We start from the raw sequence: 19873 nt of genomic DNA, 5'->3' as shown, positions 1-19873 counted from the left end.
AGTCGAAACGGATTGGGCCTGATCGCCCTGGTCGCCATGACCGCGGTTTCGCCGTATGCGTGGTCGTCGGCGCTGATTTACCAGCCGAACAACCCGAATTTCGGCGGCAACCCCGCCAACGGCCCCAACCTGCTCAACGAGGCCAATGCGCAGAGCAAGTACACCGATCCGTCGCTGTCCGCCAGCGCATCGCCGACGTCGACGTCGTCCCTCGACCAGTTCAACGCGCAGTTGCAGCAGGCGATCCTGTCGCGCGTCGCCGGCTCGGTGACGAACTCGATCGTCGGCACCAACGGCGAACTCAAGCCGGGGACGATCAGCACCGGCAATTTCACGATCGTCGTGAGCTCCGCCGGCAACGGCAACCTGCAGGTGACGACCACCGACAAGACGACGGGCGCGACCTCCACGTTCATCGTCAGCAACGGCCAATAAATCCAAGAATAACGATCGGGCACATCATGAAAAAAAACGCTGAACGCGTGCGCTTCCACACGGGGATGAAACGGATTGCAACCGGCGCGGCGCTGCTGCTGTCGCTGGCCGGCTGCGTCACGCGGCCGATGCCGGCCTTGAGCAATGCGACGCTGACGCCGCCGACGCGCACCACGCGCGACCTCACGCACCTCCCGCCGCCGAAGGGCAAGATCGTCGCCGCCGTGTACGGCTTCCGCGACCTGACCGGGCAGTACAAGGCGTCGCCGGACAGCTCCTTCTCGTCGCAGGTCACGCAGGGCGGCGCGTCGTTCCTGGTCAAGGCCATGCGCGACTCGGGCTGGTTCACGCCGGTGGAGCGCGAGAACCTGCAGGACCTCCTGACCGAACGCAAGATCATGCGCGCCACCGACGGCGCGGATGCGAAGAAGGCGCAGAACGATGCGATGGCGCCGCTGCTGCCGGCGAACATCGTGCTCGAAGGCGGGATCGTCGGCTACGACACGAACGTCCGCACCGGCGGAGCCGGCGTGGCGTATCTCGGGATCAGCGGGTCGACGCAGTACCGGATCGACCAGGTCACCGTGAACCTGCGCGCGATCGACATCCGCACGGGCCAGGTGCTCAACAGCGTATCGACGACCAAGACCGTCTACTCCTACCAGGTCGACACGGGGGTCTACCGCTTCGTCGGATTCAAGGACCTGCTGCAGGCGGAAGCCGGGCTGACCCGCAACGAACCCGCGCAGATCTGCGTGAACGAGGCGATCGAATCGGCGCTCACGCACCTGATCGTGCAGGGCGTCGCGAACCAGACCTGGGCGCTGAAGAACGACCAGGACTGGTACGACCCGACGATGCAGCGGTATCTGCAGGAAGACCGCCAGTACGCACAGGACATGGAAGACGCCAACACCGCGTACGACCCGCAGAAGGTCGAACGGGCGGGGGCGTCCAGTCATTGAACCGGCATGAAGCCGGCCAGCGGAGAACACATGATGAATCGACAGCGTGATCGGAACGGCCGCGCCCGCGTCGTGCGGCGGGTGCTGGCAGCCATGTGCGCGGCGGCCGCCGTGCAGGCGGCGTGGGGCGCGCCCGTGGCGTACAGCGATCTCGGCCCGCCCGAACCGGCGTTCGACTACAGCGGCAACATCGTCTCGGTCCAGCAGGGCGGCAGCGGCAATACCGCGTCGCTCGACCAGAGCGGCCACAACGGCGCGACGACCCTGCAGGCCGGCGACAACAACGCGATCGTCGCGCGCCAGACGGGTGCGCAGAACTGGGTCGCGGCGTCGCAGTCCGGCGTCGGCAATACGCTGAACGCGACCCAGCGCGGCAACGGCAACACGCTGCAGGTGCAGCAGAACGGCGCCGGCAATTCGGTCAGCTCGACGCAGGTCGGCACGTCGCTGTCGGCGCGCGTCACGCAGAACGGCAGCAACAACGCGGTGAACATCGTGCAGAGCGGCACGAACACCGGCATCCAGGTGATTCAGACCGGCAACGGCGCGCGCGCCACGGTGCTGACGCGGTAGCGACGGTTACGCAGGTTGCAAGTGACGGGCATGAAGTGGTGTGACGTGTGGGCGTGAGAGCGCCCTCAATTGGCGGGGGTGCCGGTAAAAGACCGACTTTTCCGGCGAATTTTCTTTCGAATCAGGAGCAAGAGATGAAGGTGACCAAGTCTGCAATCGCAATCGCCGTGCTGATGTTCGCATCGGCCGCCGCACAGGCCGACTCGGCCGGGAACACCGTGAACGTCGGCCAGTCCGGCAACTACAACTCGGCGACCGTCGAACAGGCGGCGACGAGCGGGGATTCGGTATCGATTACGCAGTCGGCACTCGGCAACAATCCGGCGTACGGGTTCGTCGCCAACGTGACGACCCAGGGCGGCAGCGGCGACACGACCGTGATCCAGCAGAACTCCTGGTGGGCGCAACCGTATTCGAGCGTGAACGTGTCGCAGACGGGCACGTCGCACGAATCGAACTACGTGACCCAGTCCGGCGGCGGCGACTTCTCGGCGAACATCACCCAGACGACGTCGGCGTACACGGGCGGCCCGCAATACGACACCAACACGATCAACCAGTACAGCTACATCGATAGCGCATCGATCTCGCAGCAGGGCGGCGGCTGGAACACGGTGACGATCAACCAGGGCACGCCGAGCCAGTCGGCGATCGGCAACAACGCGACCGTGACGCAGACGGACACGGTCGGCAACACCGTCGGCATCACGCAGACCGGCAACAACGGCACGGCGACGGTCCAGACCTCGTGGGCCGGCGCGAACACGACGTCGATCACGCAGACGGGCGGCGTGACCAACGCCAACGTGACGCAGTTCGCGGAAGGCGGCGACCGGGTCACGACGACCCAGAGCGGCGCCGAAACCGCCAACGTGACTTCGTCGTTCGGCGGCGGCAACCAGACGACGATTTCGCAATCGGGCGGCGTGGCCGGCAACACCGCGACGGTGAACCAGCTCCTGTCGAACGGCAACACGACCTCGATCACGCAGACGGCCGACAGCAACAGCGCCACGGTCAACCAGACGCTCGAGTTCGGCGACAGCGCGACGATCAACCAGGCGGCCGCCTCCAACACCGCGACGATCACGCAGCAGTTCGGCTTCGGCAACAGCGCGACCGTCACGCAAACGGACGTGAACAACCAGGCGACGATCACGCAGACCAGCTCGGCCGGTTCGACGGCATCCATCACGCAGGGTTCGGCGAACAACCAGGCAACCGTGACGCAGACGGCGGCATCCGGCTCGCTGACGACGGTGAACCAGACGCTCGACATCGGCAACGTCGCCAATGCGTCGCAGACGGGTGCGGACGACCTGCTGAGCCTGTCGCAGGCCGGCGGCTTCAACACCATCAACGCGTCGCAGGTGGCCGGCTCGGGCAACCAGGGCTACGTGACGCAGTTCGGCTACAACAACAGCGCCACGCTGCTGCAACAGGGCAACGGCAACTACGCGAGCATCAGCCAGAACGGCCTCAACAACACCGTATCGGTCAGGCAGCACTGAGCGACGGCGGTGTAACGAAAAGGCCGGACGGATGCCCGTTCGGCCTTTTTTTCATTCGACAGGAGACCGATCATGGTCGGGATTCACGATCTGAATGCCTATTTCGACATTGCCGCCGGCGCCGGCGGCGTGAACATCGTGCCGCACGTGCGGGCGGCCGCGCCGGTCGACGTGTCGTACAGCCTGCGCATCACCCGCACCGGCGGCGCGGGCTCGGCCACGCTGACGCGCTCCGGCGAGTCGCGGCTCGCCGGCGGCGAAGACCGGCCGCTCGCGATGCTGCGGCTGAGCGTCGGGTCGAACGACATCTGCCAGGCGACGCTGGTGCTGCACGTCAACGGCGAGCACGCGGAGTATTCGGTGGACTGCAATCCGCACCGCGCGGCCGATTGATGCGGCACGCGGGCGGGCGCCGCCCGCCGGGCCGCGACCGCGGCGCCACGCCGCTCAGGCGCCGGACGCCAGCATGCGCGGGATCTCGTCGACCAGCGCATCGATGACGACGCGCAGCTTCGACGGCACATGGCGCGAAGCCGGCCGCACCGCGTACACGTCGGCGCCCGACACGCTGTCGCTGCCCATCACGAGCGCGAGACGGCCGTCGCGCAGGTAAGGCGCCATCAGCCAGCACGGCAGCCACGCGAGGCCCGCGCCGGCGGCGGCCGCGTCGGCGATCGCCTGCAGGTCGTCCAGCCGCAGGCGCCCGGCCGGGCGATGATCGTGCACCGCGCCGTCCGCGCCGACGATCCGCCACGGCGTCGGTTGCCCGCCGCGCGAATACGCGATGCCGACATGCGACGCGAGCGCGTCGAGCCCTGCCGGCGTGCCATGACGGTCGAGATACGCGGGCGACGCGCAGATGCCCATGCGCTGCACGCCGAGCGGCCGGCCGACGAGCGCGCTCGTGTCGGCCAGCTCGCCGATGCGCACCGCGAGGTCGAAGCCGTCGTTGACGAGGTCGGCCACGCGATCGCTGAACGACACGTCGATTTCGAGCCGCGCGTGGCGCTCCACCAGGCGCCGCATCACGGGCGCCACGCATTGCCGCCCGAACAGCACCGGCACGCTGACGCGCAGCCGCCCCGCCGGCTCGCGCCGCCCGGCGTCGAGCGCGGCCTCCGTCTCGCCGAGTTCGGCCAGCAGCCGCCGGCACTGCTCGTAATAGACCAGCCCCTCGTCGGTCAGGCTCAGCTGGCGCGTCGTGCGCTGCAGCAGCCGCGCGCCGAGCCGGTGTTCGAGCCGCGCGACGACCTTCGCCACCGCCGAGCGCGTGACGCCCAGGCGCAGCGCCGCCGCCGCGAAGCTGCCCGACTCCACCACGTCGACGAATTCCGCCACGCCCCTCAACCGCTCGTCCATGCCGTTCCGCTCCGGTTCGATAACGGGTTTGTGTCCAGTGAGGAAACAGTCATCGGCCGAATTCTCGCCAATGCGTCCCCTCGCGCAACACTATGATAAATCGCTCTATCTCGACAAGGAGTCGACATGCATGCATGGCAAGTCAAGCCGGGGGACGGCGAGGCCGGGCTTCGGCGCATCGACGCGCCGCGCCGCGCGCCCGGGCCGACCGACGTGGTCGTGAAGATCCACTCGGCGGGGTTGAACCGTCGCGACCTGATGTTCGCGCGCGGCGATTATCTCGGCATCGGCACGGAGGCGTTCATCCCGGTGGCCGACGGCGCCGGCGAAGTCGTCGAAACCGGCCGCGACGTCACGCGCGTGAAGCCGGGCGATCGCGTGATCAACACGTACTTCCCGAACTGGATCGACGGGCCGCCCACGCCGCGCAAGGTCTCGGGTTCGCCCGGCTCGCACTTCGACGGCGTGCTGGCCGAGTACTTCGTGTCGGACGAAACGGCGCTGGTGAAGATTCCCGCGCATCTGGGCTACGACGAGGCGGCGACGCTGTCGTGCGCGGGCATTACCGCGTGGAACGCGCTGTTCGTCGACGGCGGGCTGGGGCCCGGCGCGACCGTCGTGCTGCTCGGCACCGGCGGCGTGTCGATCGCCGCGCTGCAGCTCGCGCACGCGGCCGGGCTGCGCACGATCGTCACGTCGTCCAGCGACGCCAAGCTCGAACGCGCCCGCGCACTCGGTGCGGACGCAACGATCAACCATCGCACGACACCCGAGTGGCAGCACGAGGTGCTGCGGCTCACCGACGGCGCGGGCGCGGATCTGGTCGTCGAGGTCGGCGGACGCGATACGCTGCCGCGCTCGGTCGCCGCGACGAAGATGGGCGGCATCGTGTCGGTGATCGGCGGCCTCAGCAGCTTCGGCGGCCCGGAACTCGGGCTGCTGTCGCTGATCGGCGGCATCCGGCAACTGCACGGCTTCATGGTCGGCAGCCGCGCGATGCTCGACGACGTCGTGCGCTTCGTCGACGCGCAACGGATCGCGCCGGTGGTCGATCGCGTGTTCAGCTTCGACGAGGCGCCGCAGGCGTATGCGTACCTGGCGTCGGGGCAGCATTTCGGCAAGGTCGTGATCCGGGTCGCGCAGTAACGGGGGGCCGGCGGCCGGCGGCGCATCCGCCGGCCGCCGCGCGTTCCGCGCACGGCGCGTCAGAACCTGTGCCGGATCCCCGCATGCACCATCAGCTGCTTCGCGTTCGACGACAGATCGGCCGCGCCCGGGATGTACGCCCGGTCGAGCGACGAGCCGGTCGCCTCGCCCGCGACGCGCTGGTATGCGCCCATCAGATAGACGTCGGTGCGCTTCGACAGCGTGTAGTCGGTCATCAGCCCGATCGAGTGGATCTTCGGCTGCGCGGTGCCGGTCGTCGCGTCGTAGCGCATCGTCGTGTACACGTATTGCGCGCCGACGAACCACGCGGGCGTGAACTGGTACTTGCCGTTCACTTCGACGTTCCGGTACCTGATCGACGTCACCGTGCCGCCCGCGAGCGGCCCCGTCACCGGCTCGATCGTCTCGTCGCCGGACAGGTAGCCGACGTTCGCGGCCGGCCGCGTGACGTTGCTGTCCGTATAGGCGAAGCCGACCGTCGCCGGCCCCGCCGTGTAGTTGACGCCCGCGCCGAAGATCCGCAGCCTGGCCGACACGAAGTTCGCATCGGCGCCGGCCGAGCCCGGCCCCGCGATCGCGCCGCCCGGGGTCGCGCCGGGGTTGTCCGCATTCAGGAACGCGGCGCCGACGAGCAAGCCGCCCTGCTCGTACTGCGCGCCGACGCTCCACTGGCGATTGTTCGCGAAGCCGGCGTCGTTGCTGAAGCTGTACGCGCCGCCGAACGAGAAGCCGGCGAAATCCGGGCTCGCGTACTTGACCGTGTTGTTCGCGCGGAACGTGTTGCCGGTGTTGTCGTTGTCGAGCGGATGCGAGAACGGATAGACGCCCCAGCTCCCGTTCGCGGTCGTCGGCGCAAGATAGTCGACGAGCGCGTCGTATTGCCGGCCGAGCGTCAGCGTGCCGTAGCGCGCGCTGCCGAGCCCGACGTACGCCTGCCGCCCGAACAGGCGGCCGCCCTGCGCGAGCGTGCCGCTGTTCACGTTGAAGCCGTTCTCGACCTGGAACAGCGCGCTGTAGCCGCCGCCCAGGTCCTCGGTGCCCTTCAGTCCCCAGCGGCTGCCTTGCGCGAAGCCGCTCGCCATCTGCCACGCGCCGTGACCGCCGACGTTGTTCGTATAGTCGATGCCCGCATCGACGAGGCCGTACAGCGTGACGCTGCCCTGCGCGAATACGGGCGCCGCGCACAGCGCCGGCAGCGCGACCGCCATGAATCTCCAGTTCATCCGTGTCCCCTTGCTGGTATTTTTCGGCCGCGCGCGTGCGCGGCGACGCCGCTTACTTCGCGCCGTAGATGTCGAAGTCGAAATACTTGCGGTTGATCTTCCGGTACGTCCCGTTCGCGAGAATCGCGGCCAGCGCGCGGTTGAACGCGTCGCGCAGGTCGCTGTCCTCCTTGCGCAAGCCGAGGCCGTCGCCCTGCCCGAAATACTTCGCGTCGTCGATCGGCGCGCCGGCGAACATGAAGTCCTTGCCCTGCGGCTTCTTCAGGAAACCGTCGCTGGCCGCGATCGACGCCTGGAACGCCGCGTCGAGCCGCCCCGTCACGAGATCGGCATAGACCTGGTCCTGGTTCGGGTACGACACGATCTGCACGCCGGCCGGCTGCCAGTTCGCGATCGCATAGTCGGCCTGCGCGGAGCCCTGCTCGACGCCGACGCGCTTGCCCTTCAGCGACGCCGCGGTGGGCAGCAGCGGCGAACCCTTGCGCGCGACCAGCCGTGCCGGCGCGTTCGAGATCCGGTTCGTGAACGCGATCTGCTCCATGCGCTTCGGCGTGATCGTCATCGACGATGCGATCACGTCGAACTTGCGCGCGCGCAGCCCCGGAATCATCCCGTCGAAGCTCGACTCGACCCACACGCAGCGCGCATGCAGTTCCGCGCACAACGCATTCGTGATGTCGATCCCGAAGCCCGTCAGCGTGCCGTCGGGCAGCTTGTATTCGAGCGGCGGGTAAGTCGGATCGACCGCGAGACGAATCTCCCTGCCCGTCCAGTCGCCGGCGTGCGCCGACCCTGCCGCCAGCGCCACCGCGAGCGCCGCCATCCACTGTTTCATTGCCTGTCTCCTTGTGAAAATCGTGAACCGGATGCGTGCCGCCGCGTCACGCGAGGTAGCGCTCCACCAGCGCGATCCAGTAGCTCGCGCCCGTCGCGAGGCACGCGTCGTTGAAGTCGTAGCCGGGGTGATGCAGCCCGCATCCGCCCGCGCCGTCGCCGTTGCCGATCGACAGGTAGCTGCCGGCGCACACCTCCAGCATGCAGGCGAAATCCTCGCTCGCCGCGATCGGCCGCAGATGCGGAATCAGCGCGGCATCGCCGCCCCATTCGCGGGCGACCTCCCGCGCGAAGGCCGTTTCCGCCGCGTGATTGACGAGCACCGGGTAGCCGAGCCGATAGTCGATCTCGGCGGTCGCGCCGTAGCTCGCCGCCTGCCCGTTCACGATCTCGCGGATGCGCCGTTCCAGCAGCGCGCGAACCTCGGGCGACAGTGCGCGCACGCTGAGTTCGAGATCCGCATGCTGCGGAATCACGTTCGATGCGCTGCCCGCATGGATCGAGCCGGCCGTGACGATCGCCAGCTCCTGCGGATTCACGTTGCGCGCGACGATCGTTTGCAGCGCCATCACGATCGACGCGCACACGACCACCGGATCGATCGTCGTATGCGGCGCGGCGCCGTGCCCGCCGTGGCCGGTCACGCGCACGCGCACCTCGTCGGCCGACGCCATCGCCGGGCCGTCGCAGAAGCCGAGCACGCCGGCCGGCAGGCCCGGCACGTTGTGCATCGCGAACACCGCATCGCACGGAAATCGGATGAACAGCCCGTCGTCGATCATCCGCTTCGCGCCGCCGAGCCCTTCCTCGGCCGGCTGGAAGATCAGGTTCAGCGTGCCCGTGAAGCGCGCGCGTTCGGCCAGACAGCGCGCCGCCGCGAGCAGCATCGCCGTATGGCCGTCGTGGCCGCACGCGTGCATCACGCCGTCGCGCCGGCTCGCGTGCGGCAGCCCGGTGGTTTCGCGGATCGGCAACGCGTCCATGTCCGCGCGCAGCCCGATCCGCTTCCCGGCGCCGCGCGCCAGCGTGCCGACCACGCCCGTGCCGCCGAGCCCGCGCGTGACCCGATAACCCCAGGTTGTCAGACAATCGGCAACGAGCGCGCTCGTCGCCTGCTCCTCGAAACCCAGCTCGGGATGGGCGTGCAGCCGGCGGCGCAGCGCGACCATGTCCGCCTCGATGGCCGCCATCTCCTGATGAATGTGTCTGGTGTCCAACCCCGCCGCTCCTCGCCGTGCTCCGGTTGCCGATCGCCCGGATGACCGATCGTGGCCGAATCGTATGCAGCGAAAATCCCGGCGACCAGCCGCGGTTTCGTTATGATGACAACATCTCGTTGTCAGGTATCGCGCCATGAGTCACATCAAGCTGCACCAGTTGCAGGCGCTCGTCGCCAGCGCCGAGGCCGGCAGCATCCGCGGCGCGGCGCGCACGCTCGGGCTGTCGCAGGCCGCCGTCACGCGCGCGCTGCGCGAGCTGGAGGCCAGCGAGCGCCTGCCGCTGCTCGTGCGCGCGCCGGAAGGCATCGGCTTCACCGAGTATGGCAAGACGCTGCTCACGCACGCGAAGCTCGTGCTGAAGCAGCTCGAACACGCGCGGAGCGATCTCGAGCGCATGCGCGGCCGCGTCGAGGGCCGCCTGAGCATCGGCGTCACGCCGTGGCTCACGGTGACGTTTCTCGCGGAAGCCGTGCTGCGGTTTCGCGAACGGATGCCCGACGTGCGTCTGGAACTCTACGAGGCGCTGATGGCGGTGGCGCAGCCGCTGCTGCGCGACGGCAGCATGGACTTCGCGCTCGGGCACGTGCAGCCGGGCGGCACGCCGGAATTCTCGTTCGAGCCGCTGCTGCGCTACGACACCGCGGTGATGGTGCGGGCCGGTCATCCCCGCGAGCGCGCCCGGTCGATCCACGAGTTGCTCGATACCGACTGGGTGCTGAATTTCGCGGCCGACGCGCAGGCCGGGCTGGTCGACTACCTGTTCACGCGCCACGGCGCGCGGATCGACGAGCGGCGCATCGTGCGCGCGCAATCGGTCGCGATGCTGCAGACCATGCTCGAACAGGCCGACATGTGCACCTGGTGCCCGACGATCCTCGCGGCCGTGCCGCCGTTCGGCGAGCAGATGCGCGCGCTGCGCCTGAAGGAAACGTTCGAGCCGCGCGACCTCGGGATCGTCACGCGGCGCAGCAGCACGCTGAGCGATGCGGCGCGCTGCTTCATCGACTGCCTGCTGCAGGTGATCCGCCGGCATGCGCGATCGGCCCGCAAGGAGGATCTCGCGCTGTTCAGGACGGTATCGCTGCTGATCTGACGGGCGCTGCGGCAACCACGGCGCGGGCGGCTCGCCGCCGCGCCCGCGCCGCGTCGCCGCCGCCTGTCAGATCTTCGCGGTCAGCGTGATCCCGACCGTGCGCGGATCGCCGTACAGCACCGGATACGCGCCGTACGACGGCAGCAGCTCGAGCTTCTTGTAGACCTTGTTCGTCAGGTTCGTCACGTAGCCGGTCACGATGTACTTCTGGTTCGGCGTCGTGTACGACACATGCGCGTTCAGCACCGTATAGCCGCCCTGCCACAGCTGCGGGATCGTCTGCCGCGTCGCGCTGAAGTACTCGCGGCTGCGGTAGTTCGCGTCGCCGCCGGCCGTCAGCGTGCCGAACGACACCGGCACGCGATAGTCGAAGCCCGCGTTGATCGTCGTGTGCGGCGAGCGCGCGAACGAATTGCCGACGGCGGTCGGCACGTAGCGGAACTCGGTGTAGCGCGTGTTCAGCATCCCGAGGTTCGCGAACAGATAGAGGCTGTTGACCGGCTGCGCCTTCAGCTCCAGCTCGAAACCGTCCGCGCGCCCCTGCCCCGCGTTCGACAGCGTCGACACGGGCGGGCCGCCGAGCGGGTTCGGCGCGAGCGCGAACACCTGGATGTCGCGATAGTCGTAGTGGAACACGCTCGCGTTGACGATCAGCCGCTTGTCGAACCACTCGCTCTTGATGCCGGCCTCGTAGTCGGTCAGGTACTCCGGCGACACGGTCGACACCGTGCTCTGCGTATACGCGTTGCCGTTGTAGCCGCCCGAGCGGAAGCCGCGCGCATAGCGGAAATACGCGCGCACGTTGTCGCTCAGCGCATATTCGGGCGTGAGATCCCAGGTCGGCGCGCGCCACGTGTTCGTCTGGTTCTGCCGCGCGCTGACCGCGAGCGGCGACGACACCGACGACGGGTCCCACCAGCTGTTCGGATCGCTGAACGTCACGTTGCCCGTGCCCTGCAGCCCGGTCAGGTTGATGTTCTTGCGCTCGATCGTGTAGCGCAGCCCGCCCGTCACGTTGAAGCGGTCGGTGAAGCGGTACTTCACGCTGCCGAAGATCGCCGCGCTCTGCGTGTGCTGGGTGAGGTCGGTCAGGTGGTAGAACGCGGGCGACGGCGACCCCGGCAGGCCGCCGCCGGCGCCCTGCTCCGCCAGCTGCTCGGTGAACAGGTGCGTGCCGACGATCCAGCTCAGCCGGTCGCTCTGCGGCGATTCGAGCCGGAATTCCTGCGAGAACTGGCGGCTCGACAGGCTGTCGTGCGAGCGCGCCGCGTCGTACGCCGAATAATCCTCGTCGTCCTGGTACCAGCGGTGCAGCCCTTCGAACGCGGTGATCGACGTCAGCGTCACCGCCGGGTTGATGCGCCAGTGCGCGGTGAGCGACGTGCCCCAGGTCGAGATGTGGTCGCTCGACGGCGCATTGAGCGACACCGTATACGGATCGCTCGACCCGACGAAGCCGAACTGGTTGGTGCCGCCGGGCCCCGCGCCTTCCGCATGCCACGCATCGCCGCCGCCCGTGTAGTTGCGGCCGTGGATGTTGAACAGGAAATCGGTGTCCGACGTCGGCACGGCCAGCACCTGGAAGCGCACCGCGTTGTCGTGGAAGCCGCCGAAGCGCCCCTGCTGAACGGTGTTCGTGAAGAAGCTGTCGGCGTTCTCGTGATACACCGACACGCGCGCGGCCAGCACGTCGTTCTGGCCGATCGGCCCGCCGATCGCGGCTTCCGCGAGCCGGCTGTTGTACTGGCCGAACCCGAGCTTGCCGTAGCCGCTCACGTCGAAGGTCGGCTTCTGAGACGTGATGCTGAGCGCGCCGCCGACGGTATTCTTGCCCCACAGCGTGCCCTGCGGCCCGCGCAGCACCTCGACGCGATCGAGGTCGAACAGCGGGAAGCCCTGGCCGAACACGCTGTTGATGTACACGTCGTCGAAGTACACGCCGATCGGGCTCAACGACAGGTCAGACGGATCGTTGCTGCCCACCCCGCGCAGGAACCAGCGCGGTCGCTCGCGGCCCTCCGTCGATTGCCCGGTGAAGTTCGGCACGTACTTCGTCACGTCGTTGATCACGCGCAGCTCGTTGTTCCTGATTGTGTCGCCGCTCAGCGCGCTGACCGCGACCGGCACGTCCTGGATGCTCTCCTTGCGGCGGCGCGCCGTCACGGTGACGGTACCGAGATTCGTTTCGCGGGCGGCCGCGGCGTGTTTCGCGCGCGCGGCCTTCGGCGCGGCCGCGGCCGCGTCGTCCGCCGCCTGCCGCGCCGGCTTCGCGTCCGGCGCCCCTGCTGCCGCCGCGCCATCTTCTGCCCACGCGGGCAACGATACGGTGCCGCCCGTCAGCAGTCCCCCCAGTGCGGTGACGATGAGTTTTTTTCTGAACATCGATGAGTCATCCTGTTTGATCGGTTGAACGCACGTGCGTGCACGACGCACGGGTTCCCTATTGCAATTCGGATGCCAGCATCGCGAAGCCCGTCGCACGGGGCTGTCGGCGGGTACGCGGCGCGCGCGTTGCTGCCTGCGCATCTGTGTGGGGAAGCAAACTGCTTGTCACGCAACACCGCCAGACCGTGCGGCGCCGAGAATCGTCAGGACAGCTTCGCAGGCAGCGGCCGCGTCGCATCGCGCCGCCCGTGCGCGAACCGCAGCGCGAACGCGGCCAGCGCGACCGCCGGCAGCCAGCACAGAAACATCGCCGGCAGGCCGACGAGCGGCGCGAGCACGCTGCCGGCCAGCGGGCCGCAGAAAGCGCCGGTCATCGACGCGAGGTTGTAGAGGCTCGAGATCCGGCTCTTGTCGGCAGGATGGCGGCCGAGGCGCTGCATGTTGACGAGATGCAGCAGCGACGACCCGGCGCTCAGCGCGGCGAGGCCCGCACCGACGAGCCACGCGTCGCGCGCGAGGCCGAGCGCGAGCAGGCCGGCCATGCCGCCCGCGAGGCTGAACGCATGGCAACGACGCGCGGTCATCCGCTGCGCGACATGGCCGAGCCCGAACAGCGCGATCACCGCGACGGCGCCCTGCAGCATCAGCAACGCGACCGCGTCCCGCTGCGATAGCCCGAGCGACTGGATCGCGAGCACCACCGTATACGCGGCGACGAGCGAACGGGTCGCGCTGTTCACGGCTTCCAGCGCGAGCTGCTCGCGCACGTCGCGGCTCCATGCGAGCGCCAGCAGTGCGCGCAGGCCGCCGGTGTCGGGCTGGACGTCGGGCGGCGCGGGCGGCGCGTCGCCGAGCAGCGCCCGGCTGAACCAAGCCATGCCCGCGAAGCTCGCCGATGCCGCGCAGAACGTCGCGACCGCGCCATGCGCGCCGATCAGCCAGCTCGCGAGCCACGGCCCGAGCAGGCCGGTCCCGACCGACATCGCCGCGCGATACCAGCCCGCCCGCGCGAGGCCGATCTGCGCGAGACGCGCGAGGAACACGCCGTTGATCGACACGATCCGGAACGGGATGCACAGCCCGATCAGCGCCTGCGTCAGCGCGATCAGCGGCCATGCGCCGGTGAACGGCACGACGAGATTGAGCAGCATCGGCCCCATGCTCGCCGCGAAGTAGACGCGCCGCGCGCCGTGGCGCGCGACGAGCAGCCCGGCCGGCAACGTCATCAGCGCGATGCCGAGCGGCTCCATCGCGGCGATGATGCCGAGCCGCGCACTGTCGACGCCGAGCGCGAGCGCGTACAGCGTCGTCGCGAGCTGCGCCATGCTGATCGTCGTGCCGCTCGCGAGCGCCAGCAGCATGAAGCCGCCGGTGAAGCGTTCGCGCCGCCACGCGTCGGCGATGCGCGCCGGCGCGCTCACCGCGCGGCGTCGCGGGACGGCGTCGCGATGCCGTCGAGCGCGCGCCGGTCGATCCACCCGTGCACGTCGAAATCGGCCGGCAGGAACCGCCATTCGACGAGGAAGCGCTTGAAATCGTCGAGCGCGGCGATCGACGCTTCGTCGAGATCGGTGCGCAGCCGCCGATGCACGTCCGCGCCGTACGCGAGCCTCAGCCAGTCGTGGCCCGATCCCGTCTCGCGGCCGAGGTAGCCGAGCACGTCCTGCTCGTGCTCGCGCGCCCAGCCTTCCACCTCGGTCACGCGCGCCAGGAACCGGCGCACGATGTCGGGATGGCGTTCGAGCGTCGACGCATTGACGGTCAGCGGCCGCGGCGAGCCGTTGTTGATGCGGATCTGCGGATCGGGATGAAAGCCGATGTCGACCACCGGCTGCGCGCCGATCAGGTGTGCGGTTTCGAGCCCGAGCGAGCCTTTCACGTAGATCGCGTCGACCTCGCCGCGCACCAGCGCGGCCGCCTCGGCCGCGTAGAGCCGCCGGCTCGACAGGCTCGCGGGATGGCTGAACGCCGCGTCGCGCGTGAGCGGCGTCGGCACCGGCGCGCGCAGGTCCGATGCGGGCACGTCGACCCATTCGACCTCGGCGGGGTCGAGCCCGTCGAGCGACAGCGCGCTGACGAAGCCGCGCAGCGCCGCCGCGCGAAAGATGTCGATGCGTTCGCCGTCGCGGCGCGGCAGGCCGATGCGCCGCCCGCGCAGATCCTTCGGGCGCGTCAGGCCGGCCTCCGGCAACGCGACGATCGCCTGCGCCTCGTCGATCCAGGTCAGCGCGACCACGCGCGTGTCGGCGCCGGCCGCGCGCGCCCACAGCGCGGGAATGCTGCCGCCTTGCCGGAACGCGTTGTCGAGCGAATGATCGACGTGCGCGTGATGCAGCGCCGCGTGCCGGCTTTCCTGCAGCGCGCGCACGGTGATGCCGTCGCCGGCGAATTCGCTGTCGAGCCAGCCGAGATGCGCGGCGATGCCGAGCGGCGTCGGCACCGGACAGCGCATGTACCAGATCGACTGGATGTGACGGGAAGCCGTGGTGCTCATGGATGCATTCGGAAAATGAGTCGTAGGCCGCGCATCAGCCGCGCGGCGCGGTGAGCACCGACAGCCGCGTGATGCCCGCATGCTCGATCGCGGCCATCAGCTTCGCGACGGTGCCGTACGGCACGTGCTCGTCGGCCTGCAGATCGAGCGCGACGTCGGGGCGGCCGGCCTTCAGCGCGGCCAGCTCGGCCGGCACCGCGGCCAGCGCGACCGCGCGCTTGTCGAGGTACACGACGCCCTTGTCGTCAACGCTCACGGTGACGTTCGGCTTGCGATCGGCCGGCGCCGTGGCGACGGTGTTCGGCAGGTTCACGTGCACCGCGTTGTTGAGCAGCGGCGCGGTGACGATGAACGCGACCAGCAGCACGAGCATCACGTCGACGAGCGGCGTGATGTTGATTTCGCTGAGCACGTCGTCGTTGTCGGAGGAAGAGGAGAAGGCCATTATGCGAACGCCTCCTGGCGGGTGTCGCCGGCACGGCGGGCCGGCGCGGGCGCGGCGGCGGCGGCCGGCACGCGGAAGCCGGCCTTCTGCGCGAGCGTGACGAAGTCGGTGGCGAACGCGTCGAGATCCGCCGACGCGGCCTTCACGCGCCGCACGAAGAAGTTGTACGCGAGCACGGCCGGCACGGCGACCGCAATGCCGATCCCGGTGGCGACGAGCGCCTCGCCGATCGGCCCGGCGACGACGTCGATGCTCGCCGACGCGCTGTGCGTGATCGCGGTCAGCGCGTGGATGATGCCGAACACGGTGCCGAACAGGCCGACGAACGGCGCGGTGCTGCCGATCGACGCGAGCACCGCGAGCCCCGCTTCCGCGCGCCGGCGCGCGTTGTGGATCTGCTGGCGCAGATGGCGTTCGAGCAGGTCGTGGCGGCTCCAGCTGTGTTCGAGGTCGTGCGCGCTGCTCTCGTCGGCGCGCCGCAACGCGTCGAAGCCGGTCGCCGCGAGCTCGCCCACCGGGCTGTTCGCGCCGTCGAGCGCGGCCGCCTCGTGGAAGCTGTTCGCGGCCCAGAACGCCCGGGTGTAGCGCCGGTTGCGCGCGCTCGCCCGCAGGCTCTGGATCGCCTTCACGACGATCAGCGTCCACGTGACGACGGAGAAGACGACGAGCAGCCAGAGCGCGCCCTGGACGATGAAGGTGGTCGGGATACCGTTCATGATGTGAGTTCCTTGAAAAATGTGGCGGGCGGACCGGCGGGTCAGCCCAGCTTGAAATCGATCGGCACGTTGACCCAGCCGTCGACCGCCTCGTCGCCGCGCTTCGCGGGCACGAAGGTCCAGCGCTTCACGGCGGCCACCGCCGCGTTGTCGAGCATGCGGCGGCCGCTGCTCGTGCGCACGTCGACGGAATCGGGCGTGCCGTTCGCGAGCACGTGCACGCGCAGCACGACGTGCCCTTCCCAGCCCTGGTCCTGCGCGAACGCCGGATAGTCGGGCGCCGGATTGCGCAGATAGGCGGCGTCGCCGATCGGCGCGGTTTCGCGCACGGGCGCGGCGGGCGCGGCCGGCGCGGGAGCCGGCGCGGCCGGGACGGCGACGGCCGGGGCCGCCGGCGCCGCCTCGCGCGCGACCTGCGGCACGGCGGCCGGCGCGACCGCCGGATGCGCGACGGCCGCGCGCGGCGGCGGTGTCGGGGCCTGCTTCAACGGCTTCGGCGGCGTCGGCACCGCCGGCGGCGGCGGATGCGCGGCCTGCGGCAGCGGTTCGGGCGGCCGCGTGAGTTCGACCGTCATCGGCAACGGCCTCGGCGGCTGCACCGGCGGCGCGGCGGGCGCGCGCGCGGCCAGCAGCGCGACGCCCGCATGCAGCGCCGCGACGGCCAGCGCAATCGCGCCGGTGACGCGCCAGCCGCCCGGCTTCACGGCCCGCCCGGCCGGCCGTGCGGACGGAACAGGGAACGGCGGCCGCGCGGCGGCGGTCACGGCGGCACCCGCTCCCGCTCCCGCTCCCGCACGCGGCGCGGCGCGCGCCGCGTGCCGGCGCGCCGACGGCACGCCGTATTCGATCGTCAGTCCTGACATGCTCGACTCCTTGCAATGACGCGCCGCGGCGCGCTACGCGACCCACGCATGGCGTTGCCGGTCGATGCGCGTGAACGGCGCCGGGTCGATCCATGCGCGTGCATCGAAATCCCGTTCGAGAAACCCCCACTCGACGAGGAAATCCTTGAACGCGACCAGCCCGTCGATCGACGTCTGCGCGAGCCCCGTCTCCAGATGGCGGTGCACGTCCGCGCCGTACGCATAGCGCACCCACTCATCCGACGCGCGCGTCTCGCGGCCGATATAGGCGACCGTTTCCGCCGGATGGCGCGCGGCCCAGTCGCCCGCGCCCACCACGACCGACAGGAAGCGGCTCACGAGATCGGGGCGCGCGTCGATCAGCGCGCGGTCGACGGTCAGCGTGCGCGGCGTGCCGTTGCCGATCCGCACCAGCGGATCGGGGTGCGCGCCGAGATCGATGACGACCTGCGCGTCGATCAGGTGCACGGTTTCGAGCCCCTCGACGCCTTTCACGAACACCGCGTCGACCTCGCCGCGCACGAGCGCCGCGATCTCGAGCCCGTACTCGTGCGGGCCGCGCGTGAACGACGCGGGCCCCGTGGGGCGTTCGCGGGCGTCGGGCAGGTCGACCCATTCGACGTCGCCGTGGCCGAGCCCTTCGAGTTCGAGCGCGCTCAGGAAGCCTTTCAGTGCTGCCGCGCGCCAGAAGTCGATGCTGATCGGATGGCGCGGCAAGCCGAGCCGCCGGCCGCGCAGGTCGCGCGCGGTGCGGATGCCGCGATCGGGCAGCGTGACGATCGCCTGGAATTCGTTGGTCCACGACAGGCCGATCACGCGCGTATCGGCCCCGCGCGCCCGCGCCCACAGCGCCGGGATGTTGCCGCCCTGCCGGAACGAGTGCGGCAGGCTGTGATCGAAGTGCGATTCGCGCTTGCCGGCGTCGGCCGTTTCCTGCAGCGAATGCAGCGCGATGCCGTCCGGCCCGAACTCCTCGTCGAACCAGCCACGATGCACGGCGATGCCGAGCGCGGTCGGCACCGGGCAGCGCGTGTACCAGAGTGCGTCGCAGGCCGTGGCCTGCTCAGCGAGTGTCGTCATGGTGAGTGTCCTCGTCGTTGGAATGCATCGGGATGTCGTGGCGCTCACGCGCCGGCCGCGCGCAGCGCCGCCCGCGTGCCGCGCGCGTTCAGCGCGCCGTCGACGAGGGGCAGCACTTCCTCGCCCACGCGATACGCCTCCTCGAGATGCGGGTTGCTGGCGAGGATGAACGTCGATACGCCGATGTCGACGTACTCCGCGAGCCGTTCGGCCACCTGCTCGTGGCTGCCGACGATCACGCAGCCGGGGCCGCCGCGGATCTGCGACATGCCGGCCCACAGGTTCGGGCCGACGATCAGGTCGTCGAAGTGCTGCGTGTTGCCCTGGTGCAGCGCGAACTGCCGTTTCGCGCCGACCGATTCCGACGCTTCGCCGCGCCCGCCGAAGCCGTTGCGCGTCGACGCGCCGACCGTCGCGAACATCTGCCGCAACTCGGCCCACGCCTGCTCCTCCGTCTCGCGCGCGAGGATGTCGATGCGCATGCCGAAGCGCAGGTCACGCGCGGCGTGCTGGCGCTCGAGCGCGCGGCGCGCCGCATCGATCACCTCCTTCTGTTTCGCGAGCGGCTCGCCCCAGCTCAGGTGAACGTCGCCATGCTTCGCCGCGACCGCGAGCGCGGCGTCGCTCGCGCCCGCCAGGTAGATGCGCGGCGGTTGCTGGCCGCTCAGCGGCGGCAGCAGGCCGCCGGCCTCGACCCGATAGAACCGGCCGTCGAACGTGAACGGCTCGCCCGCCGCGACGCCCTTCACCACGTCGAGGAATTCGTCGGTGCGCGCATAGCGGCTGTCGTGATCGATGAAATCGCCGTACGCGCGCTGGTCGGGCCCGCCGCCGCCCGTGACGACGTTCCACTCGACCCGGCCGCGGCTGATCCGCTGCAGGCTCGCGGCCATCTGCGCCGCGTAGACGGGATGCACGAAGTGCGGCTGCAGCGCGATCAGGAGCCGCAGCCGGCGCGTCTCGCGCGCGAGCGCGGCCGCCACGACCCACGGCTCCTCCGTGAAGCGGAAGATCGGAATCAGCGCGCCGTGGAAGCCGGCGATGTCGGCCGCACGCGCGACCTGCGACAGATAGTCGATGTAGCCGAATGCGTCGTCGTCGATCTTCGGCGCGACGCGCGACGCGCGCTGGCGGTTCCACTCGCCGCGCGTATGCAGGTCGTGTGCGCGCCTGCCGTCGCCGTGCATCGGCAGGCGCCACAAGAATTCAACAGCCATCGGGGTTCTCCTGGTCGGACCGTTCGGATTGCGGATTGCATGCGGCACCGGCGTGCCGTGCGTGTGCTGCGCTCTAAAGCACGCCGTGTGCCAACGCGCGCGGCATCGCGCATCCCGGGCCGCCGGCGGGGCGCGCGGCGCCTTGCGGGCAGGGCCTCCACGGCAACCGGACGACGCGCGCCGGTCGCCGCCGATCGCATCGCAACCGGCCCGCGCCGCGCTGCTGCGCCGGCCGCACGGGTGCTGCGCGCGCAACAGCAGGCGGCGCGACTGTTGCTGGCGCAACAGGCCGC

The 19873-nt window shown here is 69.9% G+C and carries 19 protein-coding genes; 7 read left to right on the top strand and 12 right to left on the bottom strand.

Annotated features, from left to right (window positions below):
- Positions 1 to 12 precede the first annotated feature (12 nt).
- The 5 genes from GQ57_RS03870 (at position 13) to csgH (ending at position 3877) form a co-directional block, all read left to right on the top strand.
- Positions 13 to 435, top strand: a complete 423-nt coding sequence (locus GQ57_RS03870; protein ID WP_235212667.1) for a curli assembly protein CsgF — start codon at positions 13 to 15, stop codon at positions 433 to 435.
- Positions 436 to 461: 26 nt separating this feature from the next.
- Positions 462 to 1400 (top strand): CsgG/HfaB family protein, encoded by a 939-nt coding sequence (locus GQ57_RS03865; RefSeq protein ID WP_052001047.1) that lies wholly within the window; start codon positions 462 to 464, stop codon positions 1398 to 1400.
- A gap of 30 nt (positions 1401 to 1430) precedes the next feature.
- Complete coding sequence (locus tag GQ57_RS38080; protein WP_031398303.1) at positions 1431 to 1973, top strand: hypothetical protein; 543 nt, start codon at positions 1431 to 1433, stop codon at positions 1971 to 1973.
- A gap of 134 nt (positions 1974 to 2107) precedes the next feature.
- Positions 2108 to 3484 carry a beta strand repeat-containing protein gene (locus GQ57_RS03855; protein ID WP_034197121.1) on the top strand — a complete coding sequence of 459 codons (1377 nt, stop codon included), beginning with the start codon at positions 2108 to 2110 and terminating at the stop codon, positions 3482 to 3484.
- A gap of 72 nt (positions 3485 to 3556) precedes the next feature.
- Positions 3557 to 3877, top strand: coding sequence for a curli-like amyloid fiber formation chaperone CsgH (gene csgH / locus GQ57_RS03850; RefSeq protein WP_031398305.1), 321 nt, complete (start codon positions 3557 to 3559; stop codon positions 3875 to 3877).
- A gap of 54 nt (positions 3878 to 3931) precedes the next feature.
- Here the strand turns inward: csgH and GQ57_RS03845 are convergent, their stop codons facing one another.
- A complete protein-coding gene (locus GQ57_RS03845; protein WP_034197120.1) occupies positions 3932 to 4843 on the bottom strand; it encodes a LysR substrate-binding domain-containing protein in 912 nt (303 codons plus the stop codon).
- A gap of 126 nt (positions 4844 to 4969) precedes the next feature.
- Here GQ57_RS03845 and GQ57_RS03840 point away from each other — a divergent pair, with 126 nt between their 5' ends.
- A complete protein-coding gene (locus GQ57_RS03840; RefSeq protein ID WP_034197119.1) occupies positions 4970 to 5989 on the top strand; it encodes a zinc-dependent alcohol dehydrogenase family protein in 1020 nt (339 codons plus the stop codon).
- Between the two features lie 59 nt (positions 5990 to 6048).
- On the opposite strand, the gene GQ57_RS03835 is transcribed toward GQ57_RS03840, so the two are convergent.
- The 3 genes from GQ57_RS03835 to GQ57_RS03825 are packed head-to-tail and all read right to left on the bottom strand — an operon-like array spanning position 6049 to position 9236.
- The gene (locus GQ57_RS03835; RefSeq protein WP_034197118.1) at positions 6049 to 7233 is read right to left on the bottom strand and encodes a porin; all 1185 of its coding nucleotides are present in this window, start codon (positions 7231 to 7233) and stop codon (positions 6049 to 6051) included.
- 52 nt (positions 7234 to 7285) lie between these two features.
- Positions 7286 to 8068 carry an ABC transporter substrate-binding protein gene (locus tag GQ57_RS03830; RefSeq protein ID WP_031398309.1) on the bottom strand — a complete coding sequence of 261 codons (783 nt, stop codon included), beginning with the start codon at positions 8066 to 8068 and terminating at the stop codon, positions 7286 to 7288.
- A 46-nt stretch (positions 8069 to 8114) separates the two neighbouring features.
- On the bottom strand, positions 8115 to 9236 hold the full coding sequence (locus GQ57_RS03825; RefSeq protein ID WP_081896585.1) for a M20 aminoacylase family protein: 1122 nt from the start codon (positions 9234 to 9236) through the stop codon (positions 8115 to 8117).
- Positions 9237 to 9420: 184 nt separating this feature from the next.
- Here GQ57_RS03825 and GQ57_RS03820 point away from each other — a divergent pair, with 184 nt between their 5' ends.
- Positions 9421 to 10380, top strand: coding sequence for a LysR substrate-binding domain-containing protein (locus GQ57_RS03820; protein ID WP_034197116.1), 960 nt, complete (start codon positions 9421 to 9423; stop codon positions 10378 to 10380).
- 66 nt (positions 10381 to 10446) lie between these two features.
- Here the strand turns inward: GQ57_RS03820 and GQ57_RS03815 are convergent, their stop codons facing one another.
- From GQ57_RS03815 to GQ57_RS03780, 8 genes are all read right to left on the bottom strand, one after another.
- Positions 10447 to 12762 (bottom strand): TonB-dependent receptor, encoded by a 2316-nt coding sequence (locus tag GQ57_RS03815; protein ID WP_034197115.1) that lies wholly within the window; start codon positions 12760 to 12762, stop codon positions 10447 to 10449.
- Between the two features lie 206 nt (positions 12763 to 12968).
- Positions 12969 to 14186 carry an MFS transporter gene (locus GQ57_RS03810; RefSeq protein WP_034197206.1) on the bottom strand — a complete coding sequence of 406 codons (1218 nt, stop codon included), beginning with the start codon at positions 14184 to 14186 and terminating at the stop codon, positions 12969 to 12971.
- The gene (locus tag GQ57_RS03805) at positions 14183 to 15259 is read right to left on the bottom strand and encodes an ABC transporter substrate-binding protein (protein WP_034197114.1); all 1077 of its coding nucleotides are present in this window, start codon (positions 15257 to 15259) and stop codon (positions 14183 to 14185) included. Before GQ57_RS03805 ends, GQ57_RS03810 begins: the two co-directional genes overlap by 4 nt.
- Positions 15260 to 15293: 34 nt before the next feature.
- The gene (locus tag GQ57_RS03800) at positions 15294 to 15704 is read right to left on the bottom strand and encodes an ExbD/TolR family protein (protein WP_009694203.1); all 411 of its coding nucleotides are present in this window, start codon (positions 15702 to 15704) and stop codon (positions 15294 to 15296) included.
- Entirely contained in the window at positions 15704 to 16420 is a 717-nt protein-coding gene (locus GQ57_RS03795) for a MotA/TolQ/ExbB proton channel family protein (RefSeq protein WP_031398315.1), read from the bottom strand. The genes GQ57_RS03800 and GQ57_RS03795 overlap by 1 nt, the downstream gene beginning before the upstream one ends.
- Before the next feature lie 41 nt (positions 16421 to 16461).
- Positions 16462 to 17283 (bottom strand): energy transducer TonB, encoded by an 822-nt coding sequence (locus tag GQ57_RS03790; RefSeq protein WP_034197113.1) that lies wholly within the window; start codon positions 17281 to 17283, stop codon positions 16462 to 16464.
- A gap of 33 nt (positions 17284 to 17316) precedes the next feature.
- Entirely contained in the window at positions 17317 to 18363 is a 1047-nt protein-coding gene (locus tag GQ57_RS03785; RefSeq protein ID WP_034197112.1) for an ABC transporter substrate-binding protein, read from the bottom strand.
- Positions 18364 to 18407: 44 nt separating this feature from the next.
- Entirely contained in the window at positions 18408 to 19580 is a 1173-nt protein-coding gene (locus GQ57_RS03780) for an LLM class flavin-dependent oxidoreductase (RefSeq protein WP_034197205.1), read from the bottom strand.
- Positions 19581 to 19873: the final 293 nt, after the last annotated feature.

It is taken from the genome of Burkholderia sp. MSh2 (assembly GCF_000731655.1).
GTDB classification, from domain to species: Bacteria; Pseudomonadota; Gammaproteobacteria; order Burkholderiales; family Burkholderiaceae; genus Burkholderia; species Burkholderia paludis.
Note: the sequence above shows the minus strand (reverse complement) of the source record. Positions and strands in the feature narration are given on the sequence as shown.